Consider the following 14,476-nt stretch of genomic DNA (forward strand, 5'->3'; position numbering starts at 1 on the left):
GGTCAGGCTACCTTTTCAGCAATGGGCACGGGCTGCGCCGCCGGATCATCGGAATCGATCCGGGTGGCGAGCGGAAGATGGATGGAAAAACGGCTGCCCTCGCCCTCGCGGCTCTCGACCTCGATGCGGCCGTGCATCGCCTCGACCAGCAGCCGCGCCTCATAGGCGCCGATGCCGAAGCCGTCGGTCTTGCTCGAAATGAAGGGCTTGAACAGCTTGGACCGCACGAACTCGGCGGACATGCCCGCGCCATGGTCGACAATCTCGATCACGCCATTCAGGCCATCGCGCGCCATGCTGACATAAACCGGCGTATCCCTGGGGCTGGCATCGATCGCGTTCTGGATCAGATGGCCCAGCACCTGTTCGAGCTGTGCCGGATCGGCCATCAGCATCAGCCGCTGCGCGGCGCTGGCGATCACCGGATGGGCAGCCTGCTTGCTGGCGATCACCGTGCGCACCACGCGCTCGGCATCGATCGCGCGGACTCCCTCGCCCGCCGATCGCGCATATCCGGTGAGCCTACGGATCAGCGTGTTCATCTTGCCGACCGAATTCTGCAGCGTCGCGATCATGTCCTTGCGGAACTCGGGATTGTCGGCGTGCCGTTCGGCGTTGCGCGCGACCAGGCTCAACTGGCTGACCAGGTTCTTGATGTCGTGCATCACGAAGGCCATGCGGCGGTTGAACTCGTCGAACTGGTCGGCCTCGCGCAGCGCCTCCTGGCTGCGCGCCTCGGCGAGATAGCTGGCGAGCTGCCGCCCGACCAGGCGCAGTAGGTCGAGATCTTCCCAGTCCAGCCGCCGTTCGACGAGCGGACGCGAGAGCACGACCAGGCCTGCGAGCCGGTCGAAATGCACCAGAGGCACGATCGCCCAGGCGTTGGGTTCGTCGAGCACCCAGTCGGGGATCGCGCGCCGATCGGTGTCGCGGTCGCGGCCAGAGCGCAGCGCGTCGAGCTCGACGATCCGCCCAGTCGTCTGGAAATAGCCGATCGTTGCGGCCGTGCAGGCCTGGGCGGGGACGTCGGCGGTCGGCCAGTTGAACCGCGCCTGCAGCTGCATGCGACCATTGTCGCCGGGCGCGAGCAGCAGGCCTGCGGGGCTGTCGCTGATATCGGCGGCGGCCTTGATCACGCGTTCGTGGAACGGCGCGGTGCCATCGCCCGGTCGCCCGATCGTCTCGGTGAAGCGTATCCATTCGGCGCGATAATCATAGCGGTGCTGGAAGAAATGCTTGGTCGCCTTGACCTTGAACCAGGCGCGGAACCGGTCCGAGGGCAGCAGGATCAGCGCCGCCAGCGACATGCCGAGCACCAGCAGCATCTGCGCACCTGACGCCACCGCTCCGCCGACCGCACGCAGCAGCTGCGCCACCGCGATCATCGTGACGAGATAGCCCAGGATCGCGAACAGCGAGAGCGAGCGATAGGCGATCTTGCGAGACAAGGTGAGCTTCCATCCGCCGGGCCGGTTGGCGGCGAGCGCGAAGAACGGCACCGCAAAGATCATCAGCACCCCGCGCAGCGCCAGCATGTCGGCGCTGAGGCGGTCGTTCAGATACCCCATGGTGTAGAGGTTGAGATCGTACAGCCACATCGCGGCCAGCGCGGTCAGCGGAACCCTGAGGCTCGTGCGCGTCTCGGCATCGGCGACGCTGTAAAGATTGTTCGCCAGCACCAGCGCGCCGACCACGAAGATCATCCTGAGCAGCATCGCACTGCCCTGAACCAGGCTTTCCAGCCCCTGATGCCCGGCGAGCAGGGCCAGCCCGCTTTCCACCACGGGCTGCGCGGCCAGCACCAGCGTCAGCACCAGATAGACCGCAGTCACCGTGCCCGGCTGGGCGCGTGCCGAGCGCACCATCTGGAACAGGAAGGCCAGCCAGGCGAGGTTTCGCAGCGACTCGGCCAGCCCTGCAATCGGGTGGACGGGGCCGAGCACCGCGACAGCGAACGCCCAGAGACTGGTCGAGAGCAGAGCCAGCAGCAGCGCGGCATCGCCCAGCGACGGGCGCGCATCGCGCAGCCTTGCCCAGCGCTGAACCACCCAGGCGGCCACCAGTAGGGTCAGCGCCGCCGCGCCGCTATGGGCCCAGAGGCTTATATCGGCCCAGTTGGCCATGGGATCAGCGCGCACCATCCGGCCACAGCACGACGCGCAGCGTCTGCAGGATGATCAGCAGGTCGAGAAAGGGCGTGTAGTTCTTGGCGTAATAAAGGTCATATTCCAGCTTGTGCCGGGCATCCTCGACCGAAGCGCCATAGGGATAGTTGATCTGTGCCCAACCGGTAATGCCAGGCTTCACCATGTGCCGCTCGTTGTAATAGCGCATCTTGGTTTCCAGATCGGCGACGAATTCGGGCCGCTCGGGGCGGGGTCCGACAAAGCTCATGTCGCCCTTGAGCACGCTCCAGGCCTGGGGAAGTTCGTCGATCCGCACCTTGCGGATGAAACGGCCGAGGCGCGTGACGCGCGGGTCGTTCTTTTGCGCCCATTGCGCACCATCGACCTCAGCATCGGTGCGCATCGACCGCAGCTTGACGATCTCGAACGGCTGACCGTACAACCCCACCCGCTCCTGCTTGAAAAAGGCCGGCCCCTTGCTGTCGAGCTTTACCAGCAGCGCGAAGAGCAGGATGATCGGCGCCGTCAGCACCAGCAGGATCGAACTGACGACCAGGTCGAACATGCGCTTGGCGATGGTCGAGATGCGCCGTCCCGCCGAAAATCCGTCGGAAAAGATCAGCCAGCTGGGATTGACGGTGTCGAGATCGACCCGGCCCGTCTCGCGTTCCAGAAAGGTCGAAAGATCGTTGACGTGGACGCCGGTGGTCTTGATGCGCAACAGGTCGTTGAGCGGCAGGGCGTTGCGCCGTTCCTCCAGCGCCAGCACCACCTCGGTCACGTTGAGATTCTCGACATGCTTGGCGAGATTCTTGATCGCGTCGCGGTTGATCGCCTCTTCGACCACCAGCGGGCCGTCGTTCATGGCGACGAAGCCGACAAGCACGAACCCGGCATCGGGGCGTTCGGACAGGTCCTGCACCCGCTGCGCGCGCTTGCCGGCGCCCAGCACCATCAGCCTGCGCTTGAACGCGGTGGTGCCCAGCAGTCCGCCGAGAATGATGCGGTTGCCGATCAAGAAGACGATCGACAGACCCATCGCATACAGGCTGTTCGAGCGCCACAAGGTGGTGCCCGGCAGGATGAAATAGGTGACCGACAGCAATATGACGCCCAGCGAGATCGCGACGAGCAGCCGTGCCGCAGCGAACCGCAGCGATTGCAGGGAGTCGGGCCCGTACACACCGACCGCAATCATCGCCATGTGCACGAGCAGCGCGAAGGTGGCTATCGGCAGCGGCCGCTGGCTGAGCGGTTCGACCGCCATGCCGATCTCGTGCGCGCGCCAGACCCAGCCGATTTCGGCGGCAAGGCCCAGCAGCGCGAGATCGAAAAAGCCGAGCAGCAGCACCGCATGCGGCACATAATGTTTGAACAGCCTGAACATGCTGCCCGTTATAGCCGGGCAATGGTCAAGTGTCGGTTAATTTTACAGCCACATTGACGCTGAGCCCCAGAAATTCCGGCACATTGTCAAAGCTTTTTACGCCCCGGCGATGGCCCGACGGTGCTTATTCGCCGATCTTCTGCGCGGCATCCTGAGCGGCGTCGCCGACCTTCTGCGCCGCGGCGCCGACCTCATTGGCGGCGCCCGCGACGGCGTCGGTGCGGACCTCGCCCTGCTGCAGGAACTGCCAGGCAAAGAAGCCGCCAACGACCAGGATCAGCAGCAGGATCGCCATCATCAGCCCGCTACCGCCTCCCGAGCGGCGTTCGACGACGGTGGTGTGAGTCTGCACCGGCTCGACCGGGCGATCGGTCACGGTGGTCGTGGTATATTCCGTCATGGCATTTCCCCTAAGCGGTTGTTCTGGGGCGTGTACGGCCATGCGCGCCAGGGGTTCCGGAAACCGGCAGTGCCTAGTCGGTGACGAAATCGAACGGCGTCACCCCGCGTTCGCGATCGTCGAACTTCAGCCGGATGCCCAGCGGCGGCTTGGATCGCTGCGGACAATCGCCGCGCTTGCACATCGCGCAGCCCGGGCCGATGCGCGTCGCGCCTGCCGCGCTCAGGTCCATGCCACGCGCATAGCAGAGCGTGGCGGCCTGATCGACCGGCACGCCAAGGCCGATCGCGAACTCCGCCGTCGTGCCGCCCGCGCCATAGCCCGCGCCCTGCACGCTGCGCGCCAGCGTCAGCCAGCGGCTCGCATCCTCCAGCTCGACGAGCTGTACCTGAACCTGGCTGGGGCGCGAAAACGCCTGGTGCAGGTGCCACAAAGGGCAGGTCACCTCGGTATCGGCGAGCGGCGCGCGTGCGGCTCCGCCGAAGCGCTTCGACACCTGACCAGCGCGGTCGACGCGGATCATGAAAAAGCCGAGGCCGCGCTGGCCCACCCGCTGCAAGGTCGTGAGCCGGTGCGCGACATGCTCGAACCCGGCACCAAAGCGCCGCTGGAGCAGCAGCATGTCATAGCCCGATTGCTCGCAGGCGCGCAGGAAGCGGCCATAGGGCATCATCACCGCAGCGGCGAAATAGCTGAAGATATGCCGCTGGTAGAGCCGCTCGGCGGTGCGGTCGCCGAACTGCGCGCCGGCGACCAGCGCGTTGATGTCCGCCCGAAATTCGAGCTGGCCGAGCAGATAGGCCGCCTGGAAGGTGCGCGAAGCCATGTCGAGCATCTCGGACAGCTGCAACTGGCGCGCATGCAGGTCGAGCCGGCGCAGGCGTCCCGGCATCACGTTTTCGGGGAGGATACGGATCGAGAGCTGGTGCTTGGTGCGCAACCGTTCGGCAATCGCGGAATAGAGGTCGCCGCTCTGCAACCGCAGCGCATCGGCCAGTTCCTCGGCGGCATGGTCGAGATCGGCGAAATGATTGCGCCAGCGTTCGATCTCGCCGCGCACGCGCGCCACCGGATCATCGACGGCGGCCCCCGGCACTGCGCTTCCTGCGCCACCCTGCACCCGGTCGTACAGCCGCGCAAAGGCCGCCGCGGTGCCGGGCGATGCCGCCAGCCAGTCCTCGATCTCGCCGGGCTCGACACCGAGATCGGCAAAGATCGGATCGGCCATGCGCCGCCGCATCGGCCCCAGCCCGCCTCCCGGCTCATCCCCGGTCAGATCGCGCGGATCGACATCGAAGCGCTCGGCCAGAGTCAGCATCAGGCGTGCGCTAACCGGGCGCAGGTTGCGCTCGAGCAGGTTGAGATAGCTCGGCGAGATGTCGAGCCGCTCGGCCATGGCGGCCTGGGTGAGACCGGCATTGCGGCGGAGGCGACGCAGCGCGGGCCCGGCGTGAAGCGAAGGTTCGACCATGGCGCAGCTTTGTAACAATCATGACAAACTGACAAGGCTTTCGCCGGTACCAGTGGCGATATCCGCCGATTTTTTGTCAATTTGTGCTGCCAAAGCCGGTTTATGCCATTAGCGATGAAGCGACACAGCTGGGACGATCTAGCAGGAGAGGATTTGGGTGAGCGGGGCAATCCCGCCACCCTGCCTTTCTGCCGGACCATAAGAGTTTGCACGAGCTTTCCTGGGGAGGAAAGACATGCCGCCGGAAGCTTCGGTTTTCGGCGGCATTTTCGTGGCCTGGCTAATTATCTTACAGATCGGCACCGAATGTTAACCGCTCGCTGCGATGCTTGGCAGCAATGGCGGCACAATGAGGGTAATGCGCAGTGCTCAAACAAGTCATGCTGGGATCGGGCGGCATCATGCTGGCCGCAGCAATCTTTGCGTCATCCGTCAATATGGGGAGCCGCCCCGCCGAACCCGCAGCCGAAGCCCTGTCGCCCCCAACCGTGGCTGATGCTCCGACCACAACGATTTCGGATGGCACGGCACACACGGTGCAACCTCCACCATTCATCGATCAACCGACAGGCGACTCACAATTCGGTGCACCAATGGTCTCTGCACAGCCCGTTGGCGACGGCGTGGCTCCCCCACCGATTGGCGGGGGAATTTCGGAACCGGAAGTCATCACACCTGACAAGTGAGCCGGACGGTCTGAACGAAGGATTGGCGAAAGGGCCGAACCGCCAGCATCCTCACTAAAGGCAGGCGCGCGTGAGATAGCTGCGCGTATCCGCATTGATCAGCGCGGCATGGCCGTAATTCGGGTGGGTGATCTGCACCATCGCGACATTGCCCGCATCGTGCCAGGCCGCGATCGCGGCATCGTCGAGCGGGAAGTGCAGGAAATGCACCGCGCTCGCCTTGCCCGAGGCGCTGGTGCGCTCGACATCCTGTTCGGGCACGGCGGCGATGCGGATGGCGCCGATGGTCAGGAAGATATGCTCCTCGACCCCGCCGATCGTGCGCAGGAACGCGTCGCGCCGCTCGGGATTCTCGATCTCGAACATCAGCGTCGCGGTCAGCTCGCGGCCATTGGGCACCATCGGGTTATAGGCTGCCAGTTCGTCGGCCAGCTGCTCCTCGCCGCCCTTCTCGATGCGCAGCATCTCCTGGATCTGCAGCCACATGCTGTCCCAGCTTTCGAAGGTGATCATCGCATGCGGGCCGATCGCCAGGCGCGAGAATTTCTTGGTCAGGATGCTTTCCTGGCGCTTGTCCTTGCGGATCAGCTCGTAGTCGGCGAGGTCCATGATGTCCTCGCGGGTGATGGAACGGCGGTCCCTGGGCATCGTCTTTTCCATATCCGTTAGAGTCCGTAAGCCTTGGCCATCAGTTCAACGGGATGGCCGATCCGTTCGGGCAGTTTTGCCGCCCCGCCCTGCTCCATCACCTGCTTGAGGTGCGATCCGGCGAGCGGGCACTCGCTGACCATGTAATCGGGCGCGGTCTTTTCGAGCGAGCGCACCGTCGGGCGCGCGAGCTTCACTGCCGTGTCGAAATTCTGCTGGTAGATGCCCCATTTGCCGCCATGGCCGGAGCAGCGCTCGGTCAGCACCGGCTTGGCCTCGGGGATGAGCTTCAGCATCTCCATCGCCTTGGGGCCCATGTTCTGCGCGCGCGAATGGCAGGCGAAATGCACGCCGATGCTGGCGTCCATCGCCTCGACCGGAGTGAGCCCCGCCTGTTTCGACAGCTTGACGATATATTCGCTGATATCGTGCGTCGCGGCGGAGAGCTTCTTGATGTCCTCGTTGTCCGGTTCGATCAGCGGCCATTCGAACTTCATCATCAGCGCGCAGCTCGCGGTGATTGCGACCACGTCATAGCCCTGGTCGATCAGCGGCGCGAAATGCGCGGCGACGCGCGCGGCAGCACTGGCGACGGCGGGAATGTCGCCATTCTCCAGCTTGGGCATCGCGCAGCATTCGGGATGCTCGATCCGCACTTCGACACCGTTATGCGCCAGCACCTTGACCGCCGCCTCGCCCGGCGTCTGGTCGTTGAACTGGTCATAGCAGCTGGCATAGAGCGCGACGCGACGACCAAAGCCGGGTGCATCCGGATTGGGCGCAGGCACCAGCGCAGCGGCGCGGTTGGTCAGCGGGATGTCGGCGAACTTGGGCAGGTGCGCGCGCTTGTCGATGCCCAGCATCGACTGCATGATGCCGCGCGTCGTCTCGCTCTTGCCGTCGGTCGCCCAGTTGGCGACGTCGGACAGCACGCTGCCGAGCTTGCCGTTGCGATCGGTCTCGGCGAGCAGCGTATCGGCCTTGGACGTCATGCCTTTTCGATGTTCGACCGCGCGATAACGCAGCATCAGATGCGGAAAATCGAGGTTGAACTCGTGCGGCGGCACATAGGGGCACTTCACCATGAAGCACATGTCGCACAGCGTGCAGGCGTCCACGACCTGCTTGATCTGCCCGGCGGACAGGTCCTCGACCTCCTCGTTCGGGCTTTCGTCGATCATGTCGAACAGCTTGGGGAAGCTGTCGCACAGGTTGAAGCAGCGGCGGCAGCCGTGGCAGATGTCGAACACGCGGCGCAGCTCGGCATCGAGCGCGGCCTCGTCATACCAGGATTCCTCGCGCCACGGCAGCACATGCCGCGTCGGCGCATCGAGGCTGCCTTCCTTGTACTCGGTTGCCATCGCGGATCCCCTGTCAGGCTAGAATGACGTGATTGCTCTCCCCCCGCGAGCGGGGGTTTGGACTGGACAGAAAAATGGCCTGCGCTTCGTGCCGAAGCACGAAGACGCAGGCCGAGTTGTCGTTCAACTGAAACTCAGGCTTCGGCCAGCAGCGCGTCGAGCGTCTTCTGGAACTTGCCGGCATGGCTCTTTTCCGCCTTGGCCAGCGTTTCGAACCAGTCTGCAATCTCGTCGAAACCTTCGTCGCGGGCGGTCTTGGCCATGCCCGGATACATGTCGGTATACTCGTGGGTTTCGCCCGCGATCGCCGACTTCAAGTTGTCGGCGGTGGTGCCGATCGGCTCGCCGGTAGCGGGATCGCCGCAGGCTTCGAGGAATTCGAGATGGCCGTGCGCATGGCCGGTTTCGCCTTCCGCGGTCGAGCGGAACACGGCGGCAACGTCGTTATGCCCTTCGATATCGGCCTTCTGGGCGAAATACAGATAGCGGCGGTTGGCCTGGCTTTCGCCGGCAAACGCATCCTTGAGGCACTGTTCGGTCTTCGATCCCTTGAGTTCCATGGTCATCCCTCTTCGTGTGATTCAAAACCCTGATACGCCAAGGGTTAAGGCCATGCCGGGCGGCACGCCATGTGATTTTCTTGAACAGAATAATCGATAAAATCGATCAGCGTGATTGATAATGTTTCTCAATTACCGGCAATCATCGCCATTTTGGGGGAAAACTTCCGCAATCCCCGTGACGAACGCAAAAACTGCCGTTAAACCGCCGCCACCGAAATCATATCAGAAGGGACGTTTCCTCATGAACAATGCTGAACTTGCAGAGAAAATTGCCGCCGACCACGGCGTGACCAAGGCGGATGCCCGCAAGCTGGTCGATGGCGTTTTCGCTGCAATCGCTGATGCTGCTGCTGCTGGCGAAGAAATCTCGATCAACGGCTTCGGCAAGTTCAAGGTCAAGGCGACCCCGGAGCGCGAAGGTCGCAACCCGGGCACCGGCGCCACCATCACCATCAAGGCCTCCAAGAAGCTCGGCTTCACCCCCGCAAAGGCGGTGAAGGACAAGCTGAACGGCTGATCCGTTCCGGCCTGCGCCGAACGACAAAGGCCTCGCCCCGATCGGGCGGGGCCTTTTCATTTGCCCCCCAGCATTTGGCCGCGCGCCCGTTGCAACCGCCGGTTCAAGGCGATAGGGCCTCAACCCGTGGGCGCATCGATCGACATAGGTCTGGATGAGACAGGGCGGCCTGTCGGCATCGATATCGAGGAATTGCTGGCGACCAGGCTTCTGGTTCAGGGCAATTCCGGATCGGGCAAGTCGCATCTGCTGCGCCGCCTGCTCGAGGAGAGCGCCGGGCTCGTACAGCAGGTGATCATCGACCCCGAAGGCGATTTTGCGACACTGTCGGACGCCTTTTCGCATCTGGTCATCGATGCGGGCGACTATAACGAGCGCGAGATCGCGCGCATCGCCGCGCGCATTCGCGAGCACCGCGCTTCGGTGATCCTCAATCTCGAATCGCTCGAACTCGAAGCGCAGATGACCTGCGCCGCGACTTTCCTCAACGCCATGTTCGATGCCCCGCGCGAACACTGGTATCCCGCGCTCGTCGTGGTCGACGAAGCGCAGATGTTCGCGCCTTCGGTCGCGGGCGACGTGCCCGATCCGGTGCGCCGGGCCAGCCTGTCGGCGATGACCAACCTGATGTGCCGCGGACGCAAGCGCGGCCTTGCCGGCGCGATCGCGACGCAGCGCCTGGCCAAGCTCGCCAAGAATGTCGCCGCCGAGGCGAGCAACTTCCTGATGGGGCGCACCTTCCTGGACATCGACATGGCGCGCGCCGCCGACCTGCTGGGCATGGAGCGCCGCCAGGCCGAACGCATCCGCGATCTGGAGCGCGGCTGCTTTCTGGGCCTGGGTCCGGCCATCTCGCGCCGCCCGGTGACCACGCGGATCGGCGCCACCCGCACCACCAGCCGCACCGGCACGCACAAGCTGCTGCCGATGCCCGAAGCGCAGGGCGAGGATCTGCGCGACATGCTGCTCGCCGCCGGTGCCAATGATGCGCCGGTGCCGATGCCGCCGCCGCGTCCCGCGCCGGTCGCGGCCGACGAGCTGATCGGCAGCATCGCGCCTGCCCCTCTGCCGATGCCGGAGCAATCCGCCATGTTCGCCGCGCGCAAGGAGGCGGAGGACGCCGCCGACGCGATCGATGCCGAAGCGGTGGTGGTCGCGGTGCTCACCGACATGCTCGCCGATGGCAACATTGCGAACCAGACCGAGGCGCTGCTCTATCAGGATTTCTCGGTGCGCTGCCGGATGCAGCGGCTGATCCGCCCGCCGCTCGACATGGAAGGCTTTCGCCAGCGGTTGGCGCTGGCGCGCGGCGGCATCCTGGACCCGGCGGACCCGGCGTGCGCGCCGCTGCTCGAGGCTGCGACCCGGTTGCCGCAGGAAATGTATGCGCCCTTCCTGCTGATCGCGCGCGCGGCGATGGATGGCCAGCCCTGCCCCGACGATGCCGCTCTGGGCCGCGCCTATGGCACCAGCTCACCTGGGCGCATCCGGCGGCTGATCGAATATATGGAAAAGCAGGGCGTCATCGTCGTCCGCGCCGATTTCGGCGGACGGCGATCGATCGGCATTCCCGACCTGGGGCTGAGCACCGGGGCGGAGTAGCGCTCTCCGCGCCCAAGGAAATCGTCACCCCCGCGCAGGCGGGGGTCCCGCTTCTCAATCAACGGTGCGCGTTGAAGCGGGATTCCCGCTTTTGCTGGAATGACGATGGAAGGGATAGTCTCTGATCAGAACTCCGTCGCCTCGAAGCGCACCGGCTCGCCGATCGCGCTGTCGGCCAGCGTATCTTCCCACATCACCCGGTGCCCGCGGATGATCGTGCCGATTGGCTTGCCGGTCAGCTCCATGCCGGTGAACGGGCTCCAGCCGCAGCGCGACTGCAGCCAGTCCTCGGTCACCGTCCAGAGCTTCTTGAGATCGACGATGGTGAAATCCGCATCATACCCTGCCGCGATCCGCCCCTTGCCGACCAGCCCGAAGATCCGCTGCGCCCCCGCCGAGGTCAGATCGATCAGCCGCTGCATCGACAGCCGCCCATGGTGCATGTGATCGAGCAGCAACGGCAGCAGCGTCTGCACGCCCGGCATGCCGCTCGGCGTATCGGGATAGGTCTTGGACTTCTCCTCGATCGTGTGCGGCGCATGATCGGAGCCGATGACATCGGGCACGCCCTGCGCCAGCCAGTGCCACAGGCCGTCGCGATGCGCACCGCTGCGGATCGGCGGGTTCATCTGCGCATAGGTGCCGAGCCGGGGATAGGCCTCCTCGCCCGCCAATGTCAGATGCTGCGGCGTCACCTCGCAGGTGGCGATGTCCTTGTGCTGCGCGATCAGCTCGAGCTCTGCCGGCGTCGTGATGTGCAGGATGTGGATGCGCCGCTTCGCCTCGCGTGCGAGGCGGAGGATGCGCCGCGTCGCCAGGATCGCGCTCTCGTCGTCGCGCCAGACCGGGTGCGACGAGGGATCGCCGGTAACGCGCAGATCGGCGCGCTCGTTCATGCGGAACTCGTCTTCGGCATGGATCGCCACGCGGCGTTTGCCGTTCGCCAGCACACGGGCGAGCGCGCCATCGTCGGCCACCAGAAGATCGCCGGTCGAAGCGCCCATGAAGATCTTCACCCCCGCCGTGCCGGGGAGGCGCTCCAGCTCCTTGAGCGACTCGGCGTTGGACGAGGTCGCGCCGACATAGAAGGCATGGTCGCACCACATGCGGTGATGCGCGCGCGCAAGCTTGTCGGCGACGCGATCGGCGGTATCGGTATTGGGCTTGGTGTTGGGCATTTCGAACACCGCGGTTACGCCGCCCATCACCGCGGCGCGGCTGCCCGATTCCAGGTCCTCCTTGTGCTCGAGCCCCGGCTCGCGGAAATGCACCTGGCTGTCGATCACGCCGGGCAGCACATGCAGGCCGGTGCAGTCGATCACCTCGCCCGCATCGCCGCCAAGCACACCGATGTTGGCGATCCTGCCGCCGATGACGCCGATATCGGCGGAGACCGGTCCGCCGGGCAGATACACGGTGCCGTTCTTGACGATCAGGTCATAGCTCGCTGTCATCGCATCTCTCCGCTTGAAACTGGCTGAGCGATACGCATGTTGAGCGCCATGTCCACCCCTACCCTGCTCGCCCGCCGCGCCCTTATCCGCCTGTCGCCCACCGACCCGCAAGAGGATGTCCGCGGCTTCCTGCAGGGGCTGGTGACGCAGGACACGAAGGCGGTAGCGCCCGGAAAGCCGCAATATTCCGCACTGTTGACCGCGCAGGGCAAGGCGATGTTCGATTTCCTGCTATGGGACGATGGCAGTGATGTGCTGATCGACTGTGAGGCGGAACACGCGGATGCGCTCGCCAAGCGGCTGACAATCTATCGCCTGCGCCGGAAGATTTCTATCGCGCGCGACGCGGCGCTGTCGGTGCACTGGTCGCCCGAGCCCGTACAAGGTGCTACGCCCGATCCTCGCCTGGCTGCGCTCGGCTGGCGTTGGCTGGCACCGGCAAGCGACGCCCCCTGTGCCGATGACGCCTGGAAGGCACACCGGCTGGCTCTGGGTGTCCCCGAGGGCGCGGAGGAGCTCGGCGATATCCTCTGGCTCGAAACAAATGCGGTGGAATTGAACGGCGTCAGCTTCACCAAGGGTTGTTATGTCGGACAGGAAAATACCGCACGGATGAACTGGCGGCAGAAGGTCAACCGCCGCATCGTGGTGCTGCCGATCGCCGAGGCCGACGCAAAACGCCAGAAAATCGGCTATCCCGAACTCGGCTGGAGCGTCGAGCACCGCCGCGTCGAGGATCTGGACCCGGCGCGGTTGCCCAGCTGGTTGCAAACCGCGCAAGCCTGAATGCAGCATTTGATAAAGTACAAAATTTATTGTATAACTGTTATAGCTCCCCAACTCAGCAAGGCTGAAACCGATGTCGCGTCCGCTCAACGACCATGAAGCCATCCGCTCTCAGCTGATGGACGCAGCCGAGGACATGGTCCGCACGCGCGGCGCGATCAACCTTTCGCTGACCGAGGTCGCAGCGGCCTGCGGCATGTCGCAGTCGAGCTTCTATCGCTATTTCGCATCGAAAGAGGCGTTTTTCGAGGCGATTGCCGGGCGCTGGTTCGAGGAATTGAACCAGATCATGGAGGACGTCGTCGCCTCCGACCTGCCCCCGCGCGAGAAGCTGTTTGAATTCTTCGCGCGCCGCGTCGCGGTCAAGCGCGCGCGGTTCGAGGCCGACCCCAACCTGTTCCGCGCCAATATGGACCTGGGCGAGGAGCATTGGGAGGTGATCCGCGGCTATGTCGACCTGGCCGACCATTATATGGCGGTGATCCTGGGCGAGGCGATGGCCGAGGGCTATTTCCCGGGCTATGACCTCGACCATGTCGTGTCGCTGACCAATCTGGTGATGCAGCCGTTCTGCAACCCGTTCGTGATGATGGACATGATCCGCACCGCGACGCCGGACAATCTGCGCATCGTCATCAACACATTGTTCGACGGCCTGGGCACCGCACAGGCGATCGCCGATGCCGAGAACGTGACGCCGCTGCGCGCGATTTCCTGACCGGCCCGCACGGCGCACCGCAGCACTTGCCAACGCCCCGCGCTTCTGGCAATGGGGCGCTCCGCACGACACCGCAGAGCCGGTGATTCCGTGACCGGGCGCGTAGCTCAGTGGTAGAGCACACCCTTCACACGGGTGGGGTCGCAGGTTCAATCCCTGCCGCGCCCACCATCTTTTCCCGGAACGTGAGAAAAGATGGCGTTCGCAGCCCCGATGGGCTCTCGCACAGGGACGTTCTGCTTACTTGACCTTCGCGGCCGTCGCCTCGATCTCGATCAGGAATTGCGGGCCGGCGAGCGCAGCCACCTGGACCGTGGAACGGGCGACCAGATTGGGGTTGGCCGCGGTGCCGAAGAACTCGCGATAGCCTGCGTTGAAGCCGGCAAAATCCATCTTGCCGCCGAGCTTGGGGTCGCCGACGACGAACACGGTGAGCTTGACGACGTCGGACATCGCATAGCCCTGCTTGGCGAGCGCCGCCTCGATCTTCTTGAAGGTGCTGATCGTCTGCGTTTTCGTGTCACCATAGGCCTCGATCCCTTCGGTCTTCGCCGGGTCGATCGGGCTGGCGAGCTGGCCGCTGAGCATCAGGATTTCCGCGCCCGGCGGGATGGTGACGCCGCCCAGGATGATGGCTGGGGGCGGATTGGTGTGGCGCACGATGCCTTGCGCCAGGGCAGGAGCGCAGCACAGGCTGGCGGCGATCGAGGTCAGCAGGACTTTGCGGATCAAGAAGATTTCCTTTCGTGTGACAGGA

13 protein-coding genes and 1 tRNA gene are annotated in these 14,476 nt (G+C 64.6%); 5 read left to right on the forward strand and 9 right to left on the reverse strand.

Translation table 11 applies throughout. The features are described from left to right. Positions 1-2: 2 nt before the first annotated feature. The 7 genes from prsK to FG486_RS05720 form a co-directional block, all read right to left on the reverse strand. The gene (prsK, locus tag FG486_RS05690; protein ID WP_181266754.1) at positions 3-2,123 is read right to left on the reverse strand and encodes an XrtA/PEP-CTERM system histidine kinase PrsK; all 2,121 of its coding nucleotides are present in this window, start codon (positions 2,121-2,123) and stop codon (positions 3-5) included. Positions 2,124-2,127: 4 nt separating this feature from the next. Beyond that, a complete protein-coding gene (locus FG486_RS05695; protein WP_066285121.1) occupies positions 2,128-3,513 on the reverse strand; it encodes a TIGR03013 family XrtA/PEP-CTERM system glycosyltransferase in 1,386 nt (461 codons plus the stop codon). A gap of 124 nt (positions 3,514-3,637) precedes the next feature. Next, positions 3,638-3,913: a hypothetical protein gene (locus tag FG486_RS05700; protein WP_181266755.1), complete on the reverse strand. Its 276-nt coding sequence runs from the start codon at positions 3,911-3,913 to the stop codon at positions 3,638-3,640. Positions 3,914-3,986: 73 nt separating this feature from the next. Further along, on the reverse strand, positions 3,987-5,384 hold the full coding sequence (locus FG486_RS05705) for a helix-turn-helix domain-containing protein (RefSeq protein WP_137775892.1): 1,398 nt from the start codon (positions 5,382-5,384) through the stop codon (positions 3,987-3,989). Positions 5,385-6,124: 740 nt separating this feature from the next. After that, positions 6,125-6,718: a DUF3501 family protein gene (locus tag FG486_RS05710; RefSeq protein WP_181266756.1), complete on the reverse strand. Its 594-nt coding sequence runs from the start codon at positions 6,716-6,718 to the stop codon at positions 6,125-6,127. A gap of 17 nt (positions 6,719-6,735) precedes the next feature. Next, positions 6,736-8,079 (reverse strand): (Fe-S)-binding protein, encoded by a 1,344-nt coding sequence (locus FG486_RS05715; protein WP_066284934.1) that lies wholly within the window; start codon positions 8,077-8,079, stop codon positions 6,736-6,738. Positions 8,080-8,213: 134 nt separating this feature from the next. Continuing rightward, entirely contained in the window at positions 8,214-8,639 is a 426-nt protein-coding gene (locus tag FG486_RS05720) for a rubrerythrin family protein (RefSeq protein WP_031318249.1), read from the reverse strand. A gap of 244 nt (positions 8,640-8,883) precedes the next feature. Here FG486_RS05720 and FG486_RS05725 point away from each other — a divergent pair, with 244 nt between their 5' ends. Together FG486_RS05725 and FG486_RS05730 are read left to right on the forward strand one after the other, a co-directional pair. Further along, positions 8,884-9,159 (forward strand): HU family DNA-binding protein, encoded by a 276-nt coding sequence (locus FG486_RS05725; protein WP_023838445.1) that lies wholly within the window; start codon positions 8,884-8,886, stop codon positions 9,157-9,159. Between the two features lie 126 nt (positions 9,160-9,285). Further along, positions 9,286-10,761 carry a helicase HerA domain-containing protein gene (locus tag FG486_RS05730; protein WP_066284938.1) on the forward strand — a complete coding sequence of 492 codons (1,476 nt, stop codon included), beginning with the start codon at positions 9,286-9,288 and terminating at the stop codon, positions 10,759-10,761. Between the two features lie 125 nt (positions 10,762-10,886). On the opposite strand, the gene FG486_RS05735 is transcribed toward FG486_RS05730, so the two are convergent. Beyond that, positions 10,887-12,215, reverse strand: a complete 1,329-nt coding sequence (locus tag FG486_RS05735; protein WP_181266757.1) for a dihydroorotase — start codon at positions 12,213-12,215, stop codon at positions 10,887-10,889. Positions 12,216-12,263: 48 nt separating this feature from the next. Between FG486_RS05735 and ygfZ the strand changes: the two genes are divergently transcribed. The 3 genes from ygfZ to FG486_RS05750 all read left to right on the forward strand — a co-directional run bounded on the left by ygfZ (position 12,264) and on the right by FG486_RS05750 (position 13,890). Continuing rightward, positions 12,264-13,001, forward strand: a complete 738-nt coding sequence (gene ygfZ / locus FG486_RS05740) for a CAF17-like 4Fe-4S cluster assembly/insertion protein YgfZ (RefSeq protein WP_181266758.1) — start codon at positions 12,264-12,266, stop codon at positions 12,999-13,001. 73 nt (positions 13,002-13,074) lie between these two features. Further along, a complete protein-coding gene (locus tag FG486_RS05745; protein ID WP_181266759.1) occupies positions 13,075-13,719 on the forward strand; it encodes a TetR/AcrR family transcriptional regulator in 645 nt (214 codons plus the stop codon). 96 nt (positions 13,720-13,815) lie between these two features. Beyond that, a tRNA-Val gene (locus FG486_RS05750) sits at positions 13,816-13,890 on the forward strand. A gap of 69 nt (positions 13,891-13,959) precedes the next feature. Here the strand turns inward: FG486_RS05750 and FG486_RS05755 are convergent. Beyond that, a complete protein-coding gene (locus FG486_RS05755; protein ID WP_241695582.1) occupies positions 13,960-14,451 on the reverse strand; it encodes a RidA family protein in 492 nt (163 codons plus the stop codon). Between the last annotated feature and the right edge of the window lie 25 nt (positions 14,452-14,476).

It is taken from the genome of Blastomonas ursincola (assembly GCF_013607875.1).
GTDB lineage: Bacteria > Pseudomonadota > Alphaproteobacteria > Sphingomonadales > Sphingomonadaceae > Blastomonas > Blastomonas ursincola.